The sequence below is a fragment of the Streptomyces sp. NPDC093261 genome, from assembly GCF_044753645.1.
Taxonomy (GTDB): Bacteria; Actinomycetota; Actinomycetes; order Streptomycetales; family Streptomycetaceae; genus Streptomyces.
Window position 1 is genome coordinate 120,361 of sequence record NZ_JBIVNO010000010.1, and the last position, 6,213, is coordinate 126,573.

Annotated in this window: 6 protein-coding genes; 4 read left to right on the plus strand and 2 right to left on the minus strand. The window is 73.1% G+C overall.

The annotated features are described in order from the left end of the window. Positions 1–90 precede the first annotated feature (90 nt). Complete coding sequence (locus ACIP94_RS21750) at positions 91–792, plus strand: FadR/GntR family transcriptional regulator (RefSeq protein ID WP_402427876.1); 702 nt, start codon at positions 91–93, stop codon at positions 790–792. Between the two features lie 86 nt (positions 793–878). Here ACIP94_RS21750 and ACIP94_RS21755 read toward each other — a convergent pair whose 3' ends face one another. After that, entirely contained in the window at positions 879–1,250 is a 372-nt protein-coding gene (locus ACIP94_RS21755; protein ID WP_402427880.1) for a YchJ family protein, read from the minus strand. Between the two features lie 184 nt (positions 1,251–1,434). Between ACIP94_RS21755 and ACIP94_RS21760 the strand changes: the two genes are divergently transcribed. The 3 genes from ACIP94_RS21760 (at position 1,435) to ACIP94_RS21770 (ending at position 4,278) form a co-directional block, all read left to right on the plus strand. After that, the gene (locus tag ACIP94_RS21760) at positions 1,435–1,752 is read left to right on the plus strand and encodes a dsRBD fold-containing protein (protein ID WP_402427883.1); all 318 of its coding nucleotides are present in this window, start codon (positions 1,435–1,437) and stop codon (positions 1,750–1,752) included. 12 nt (positions 1,753–1,764) lie between these two features. Then, entirely contained in the window at positions 1,765–3,072 is a 1,308-nt protein-coding gene (locus ACIP94_RS21765) for a phosphoribosyltransferase family protein (RefSeq protein ID WP_402427886.1), read from the plus strand. Positions 3,073–3,195: 123 nt separating this feature from the next. Then, positions 3,196–4,278 (plus strand): CapA family protein, encoded by a 1,083-nt coding sequence (locus ACIP94_RS21770; protein ID WP_402428471.1) that lies wholly within the window; start codon positions 3,196–3,198, stop codon positions 4,276–4,278. A gap of 35 nt (positions 4,279–4,313) precedes the next feature. On the opposite strand, the gene polX is transcribed toward ACIP94_RS21770, so the two are convergent. Beyond that, complete coding sequence (polX, locus tag ACIP94_RS21775; protein ID WP_402427889.1) at positions 4,314–6,041, minus strand: DNA polymerase/3'-5' exonuclease PolX; 1,728 nt, start codon at positions 6,039–6,041, stop codon at positions 4,314–4,316. Between the last annotated feature and the right edge of the window lie 172 nt (positions 6,042–6,213).

Here is a 6,213-nt window from a genome sequence, read left to right on the forward strand (position 1 = left end):
ACTGAAACCGATTAGATACGACGAATTCAAGACTCTGTGACAAATAAGTCTGACTTTTTCTTCCCGTGATCCGCCTCGTACGCTGAGCGCATGACCACTCCGGGCCGGGGGCTGCACGGCCGTGTACTGGATACCCTCGGCCCCGCGATCACCGCCGGCGAGTACCCGCCGGGCAGCGTCCTGCGCACCGACGAACTCGCCCAGCACTTCGAGGTCTCCAGGTCCGTGATGCGCGAGGCGGTCCGGGTCCTGGAGTCCATGCACCTGGTGGAGTCCCGCCGAAGGGTGGGCGTGACGGTCCGGCCCAGGGCCGAGTGGAACGTCTACGATCCCCAGGTCATCCGGTGGCGCCTGGCCGGCGCCGACCGCCCGTACCAGCTGCGCTCGCTGACCGTGCTGCGCTCGGCGATCGAACCGGTGGCCGCGGGCCTGGCCGCTCGCAACGCCACGTCCGGGCAGTGCGCCGAGCTGACCGAGTGCGCCCTCGGCATGGTCGCGAACTCACGCGGCCACCAGCTGGAGGGCTATCTGATCCACGACGTGGCCTTTCACCGGACGATCCTGACCGCGTCCGGCAACGAGATGTTCGCCCGCCTGGGCGATGTCGTCGCGGAGGTGCTCTCGGGCCGCACCCACCACGACGTGATGTTCGAGGACCCCGACCCGGCCGCGGTCACCCTGCACGTCCAGGTCGCGGAGGCGGTACGGGAGGGCGACGCGGCCCGTGCGGAGCGGCTGACCCGCGAGATCACCGTCGGCGCGCTGCACGAACTGGACATCCTCGCGCCCTAGCGGCCCGCGGCAGCCCCTGGGCCGCCGGGGCCGACATCCGCCGTGTTCATCGTGGCGCCCGCCCCGGTCACCGGCCGGCGCCCGCCTCAGTCCAGGAAGTCCCCGTCGACGTACACCCAGGCCCCGTCCACCCGTTCGAACCGGCTGCGCTCGTGCAGCGCACCGCCCCGGTAGGAGGCGCGGAAGGTCACCGTGCCCGTGGAGTGGAACGCGGACCCGCCCGTCGTCTCCAGGACCTCCAGCCCCCTCCAGCGCATCCCGGGGTCCGGATCGAGCCGCTCGGGCCGGGTCCGCGGATGCCAGGTCCGCAACAGATACCCCGTGTCCCCCTGGACGAAGGCGCTGTACCGCGACCGCATGAGTGCCTCGGCGGTGGGCGCCGCCGCACCCGCGTGGAAACGGCCGCAGCACCTCTCGTAGGCCTCGGGCAGTCCGCACGGGCAGGAACGCGTGGTCATGACCGCCATTGTGCCCGGCGGGGCCGGGGGTCCCGCGGGGCGGGCGGACGGCGGGGCGAGGCGGCCGGACGGTCGGGATTTCGCTCCCGGCTTGCGTGCGCACCCGCCCCATCGGAGTCACAGTGGAAGAAGGGCGCGCGCCTCGTGCGGCGCCGCACCGCACCGGTGTGAGGAGGTACGGAAGATGACGTCGACCCGAGCCGCCCCCAGCCGGCCGCCCACCGCCAAGGAGTGGAACCTGCGTCTCTACCTCTCCGAACACGACCCCGCCACCACGGCCCGGGTCGTCCTGGACACCGGTGACAACCTGTTGGAGAGCTGTGCCGCGGCACACCGCAACCCCTACGACATGGCGGTGCCGGAGATCGGGGACGAACTCGCCGCCGGGCGCGCGCTGATCGCGATGGGCCAGAAGCTGCTGCGCGCCGCCGCGGGAGACATCGAGGACGCCGGAGCGCCGGAGGAGGCCCCACCCGCCCCGCTGTGGCTGCCCCGGGAGTGAGGAGGCCGAGCCGTGCTCTTCATGGATCGCCAGGAAGCGGGCCGGCAACTGGGCGCACGTCTTGAGCACCTCAGGGGCCGGAACGCGGTCGTGCTGGGTCTGCCCAGGGGAGGAGTCCCGGTCGCCTTCGAGGTCGCACGCGCGATCGGCGCGCCACTCGATGTCTGCCTGGTCCGCAAGCTCGGCGTGCCGTTCCAGCCCGAACTGGGGATGGGGGCGATCGGCGAGGACGGCGTGCGTGTGATCAACGACGCGGTGGTGCGCGAGGCCCGCGTGCCCCGGGAGGAAGTCGCCCAGGTCGAGGAGCACGAACGCGAGGTCCTCGAACGGCGGGGCCGGCGCTACCGCGGCACGCACGAGCCCGTCTCCGTCGAGGGGCGGACCGTGGTCGTGGTCGACGACGGCGTGGCCACCGGGTCGACCGCCCGGGCGGCCTGCCGGATCGCGCGCGCCCGGGGCGCCGAGCGGATCGTGCTGGCCGTCCCCGTCGCCCCGAGCGACTGGACCGAGCGGCTGGGCGGGGAGGCCGACGAACTGGTGTCCGTGGCCACACCGCGGGACTTCTTCGCCATCGGCCAGTTCTACGCCGACTTCGCCCAGACCGACGACGAGGAGGTCGCCGACTGCCTGAGGCGGGCGGCCGGCCGTCCCGCCTCGACCGCCTCCGCTCCCCGCTCCCCGGAGACGGAGGTCGAGGTGAGCGCCGGTGCCGTACGGCTCATGGGGCAGCTCACCGTGCCCGACGAAGCGCCCGGGATCGTCGTGTTCGCGCACGGCAGCGGCAGCAGCCGGCACAGCCCGCGCAACCAGTTCGTCGCCGCGGGCCTGAACCGGGCCGGACTCGGCACCCTGCTGTTCGACCTGCTCACCGAGGAGGAGGAGCAGGACCGGGGCAATGTGTTCGACACCGGCCTGCTGGCCGGACGGCTGACCGACGCCACCCGCTGGCTGCGCACACGGGCCGGATACGAGGGGCCGGCCGTCGGCTACTTCGGCGCGAGCACCGGCGCCGCCGCCGCCCTGTGGGCCGCCGCGGAGCCGGAGGCCCGTATCGCCGCGGTGGTCTCCCGCGGCGGCCGCCCCGACCTCGCCGGGTCCCGGCTGCCGGCGGTGACCGCCCCGACGCTGCTCATCGTCGGCGGCGCCGACCCGATCGTGCTCGACCTCAACCGGCAGGCACAGGCCCGGCTGCACTGCGAGAACCACCTCTCCATCGTCCCCGGCGCCACCCACCTGTTCGAGGAGCCCGGCACCCTGGAGGTGGTGACCGACCTGGCCCGCGACTGGTTCACCGACCACATGGCCCCGGCCCACGTCTAGCGCCTCGCGCGCCCGCCCGCGGGTCGCCCCACGCCGCCCCTCGCCGCCCGCACGCGACCGCCTTAGCGTGGGAGGGTGAACGAGGGCAAGGGCCTGGTCACGCTGTTCCTCGGCGGCGACGTCATGCTCGGCCGGGGCGTCGACCAGATCCTCCCGCACCCCGGTGACCCGGCGCTGCGGGAGGCGTACGTCCAGGACGCCCGGGACTACGTCGTCCTGGCCGAGGCGGTGAACGGGCCGATTCCCCGGCCCTGCGGCTTCCACCACCCCTGGGGCGAGGCCCTGCCAGTCCTGGCGGCCGCCGCGCCCGACGTCCGGGTGGTCAACCTGGAGACCTCCGTCACCCGCCAGGACGACTTCGCGCCGGGCAAGGGCGTCCACTACCGCATGACCCCGGCCAATCTGCCCTGTCTGGCGGCGGCGCGCCCGGACGTCTGCGCCCTGGCCAACAACCATGTGCTGGACTTCGGCCGCCCAGGCCTCGACGAGACCCTCGACGCCCTGGCGGGCGCGGGGCTGCGTACGGCCGGGGCGGGCCCTGACGCGGCCTCGGCCCGCCGGCCGGCGGTCGTGCCGCTCGGCGGCGGCGGCCGGGTGCTGGTGTTCTCCTTCGGCATGCCCTCCAGCGGCATCCCCGAGCACTGGGCCGCCACCGGGGAGCGGTCCGGCGTCGACCTCATGCCCGGTCCCTCGATGGCCTCCGCGGCGGCGTTCGCCGACCGGCTGCGCCGCCACAAACGCCCCGGAGACCTCGCCGTCGCCTCCGTCCACTGGGGCTCCAACTGGGGCTACGAGATCTCACGCGCCCAGGTGCGGTTCGCGCACGCCCTCGTCGACGAGGGCGTGGACATCGTCCACGGGCACTCCTCACACCACCCGCGCCCCCTGGAGGCCTACCGGGACCGGCTCGTCCTCTACGGGTGCGGCGATCTCGTCGACGACTACGAGGGCATCGGCGGCTACGAGCACTACCGCGACGACCTGCGGCTGCTGTACCTGGTCTCGGTCGAGGCGGACACCGGCAGGCTGGCCGGGGTGCGGATGGTGCCCCTCCAGTCGCGCAGGATGCGGCTGGAGCACGCCACGGCCGAGGACGCCGCATGGCTGCGGGCCGCCCTCGACGGATGCAGCCGCGCTCTCGGCACGCGGATCGGCCTCGACCCTGACGGCACACTCCGCTTCCGCTCCCCGCCCGCGCGGAAGTGAACGGAGGTGAGCCGCGTCCGGGAACGCGGCGCGCCTCACCCGGACCTGCCCTTGGCCAGGAAGCGGCGCAACCGGCGCAGTGGCCAGGTGTTGACCACGTCGTCCGGGGTGAGCCAGCCGCGCTGCGCGGTGCCGACCCCGAAGCGCAGCTGGGCCAGGTGCGGGACGGAGTGGGCATCGGTGTTCACGGCGAACTTCGCGCCGTGCTCCCGGGCGCGCAGGATGTCCTCGTCGCACAGGTCCAGCCGGTCGGGCTGGGCGTTGACCTCCAGTGCGGTCCCCGTGCGGGCGCATACCGCGAACACCTCGTCCCAGTCGGCGTCGACCCCCGGCCGCTTGCCGATCAGACGGGTGGTCGGATGCCCGATCACATTGACGTACGGGTTCTCGCACGCCCGCACCAGCCGCCTGGTCATCGCCTTGCGGTCCAGGTCGAAGTGGGAGTGCAGGGAGGCCACGCAGAGGTCGAAGCCCGCGAGGAAGTCGTCGGGCCAGTCCACCTCCCCCTCGGGGCCGATGTTCAGCTCGGTGCCGTGCAGCAGCCGCATTCCGTGATGGACGCCGTCCAGCTCCCGCAGCCGCTCCCGCTGGGCGAGCATCTTCTCGTCCGTCATGCGCTGCATGTACAGGCGGGGCGCGTGATCGGTGACCGCGTAGTACGCGTAGCCGCGTGCGGCGGCCGCCTCCACCATCGTCTCCAGCGACGCGAGGCCGTCGGTGAGGTCGGTGTGGGTGTGCAGATCACCGCGGATGCTCCGCTCGGTCACCACCTCGGGCAGTTCGCCGCGCAGCGCCGCCTCGATCTCCCCGCGGTCCTCACGCAGCGTCGGCGGGATCCACGGCAGTCCGAGCCGGCCGTAGACCTCCTCCTCGGTACGGGAGGCCAGCGACTGCCCGCTGTCCACGTCGAAGAGACCGTACTCGGACAGTTTCAGCCCCTGCCGGACGGCGATGGTGCGGGTGCGGATGTTGTGCGCCTTCGACCCGGTGAAGTACTGGAGCCCGGCCCCCCACGAGTCCGGCGGCAGGACCCGCAGGTCGACCTGGACACCTTTGGTGGTGCGGATCGACGTCTTCTTCGTGCCCTGGGCGATCACCTCGGCCGTGGACGGCAGCGCGCACAGGGCGTCCATGAAGGGGGCGGACCGCTTCGCCGCGACCAGGACGTCGATGTCCCCGACGGTCTCCCGCATACGGCGCAGGGACCCGGCGTATGCGCAGCGCTTGCAGCCGGTCACGCCGGACAGCTCGGCGACGATCTGCTCGGCCGTGTCGACGGCCATATGCAGCGGGATACGCCCGCCCGTCTGCTGGAGCAGGGCGATGCCGTGCAGGATGTTCTCCTGCGTCTTCGCGCCGAAGCCCTTCAGATCGCTCAGGGCGTCCGCCTCGATCGCGGCGGCCAGTTCGTTCACCGACCCGATGTGCAGGTCCTCGTAGAGCCGCATCGCCTTCTTCGGGCCCAGGGTGGGGATCGTGATGAGTTCGCGCACTCCGGCGGGGATCCTCGCCCGGCGTTCCTCGACCGCGGAGACCGTGCCGGTGTGCAGATACTCGAGCACCTTCTCGGCGATCGAGCGGCCCACGTTCGGTATGCCCCGCAGCCCGTCGGCGTCCAGCCGGGAGATGTCGTCGGGGTATCCGCCGATGGCGCGCGCGGCCTTCTCGTAGGCGCGCGCCTTGAACGCGTCGCCTGCCGTGATCGCGATGAGGTCCGCGTACTCCTTCAGGAGCGCCTCGACCTCGTCGTTGGGCCGGGCCACACCTCAGAGTCTAGGAACCGCGGTGCCACGCGGGCCAGCCGGAGGCCCCCAAGACAGCAGCGGTGGGGGGCCGGCCCCGCCCGCCCCCCCGCGCCCCGGGGGCGCGGGGGGGGGGGGGACCCCCCCCCCCGCCAAAGGGCCCAGGCCCCCAACACGACGCGGCAGCCCAGCC

Coding starts and splice junctions, on each gene's coding strand:
- ACIP94_RS21750 (WP_402427876.1), top strand. CDS start 91: ATGACCACTCCGGGCCGGGGGCTGCACGGCCGTGTACTGGATACCCTC.
- ACIP94_RS21755 (WP_402427880.1), bottom strand. CDS start 1,250: ATGACCACGCGTTCCTGCCCGTGCGGACTGCCCGAGGCCTACGAGAGG.
- ACIP94_RS21760 (WP_402427883.1), top strand. CDS start 1,435: ATGACGTCGACCCGAGCCGCCCCCAGCCGGCCGCCCACCGCCAAGGAG.
- ACIP94_RS21770 (WP_402428471.1), top strand. CDS start 3,196: ATGCTCGGCCGGGGCGTCGACCAGATCCTCCCGCACCCCGGTGACCCG.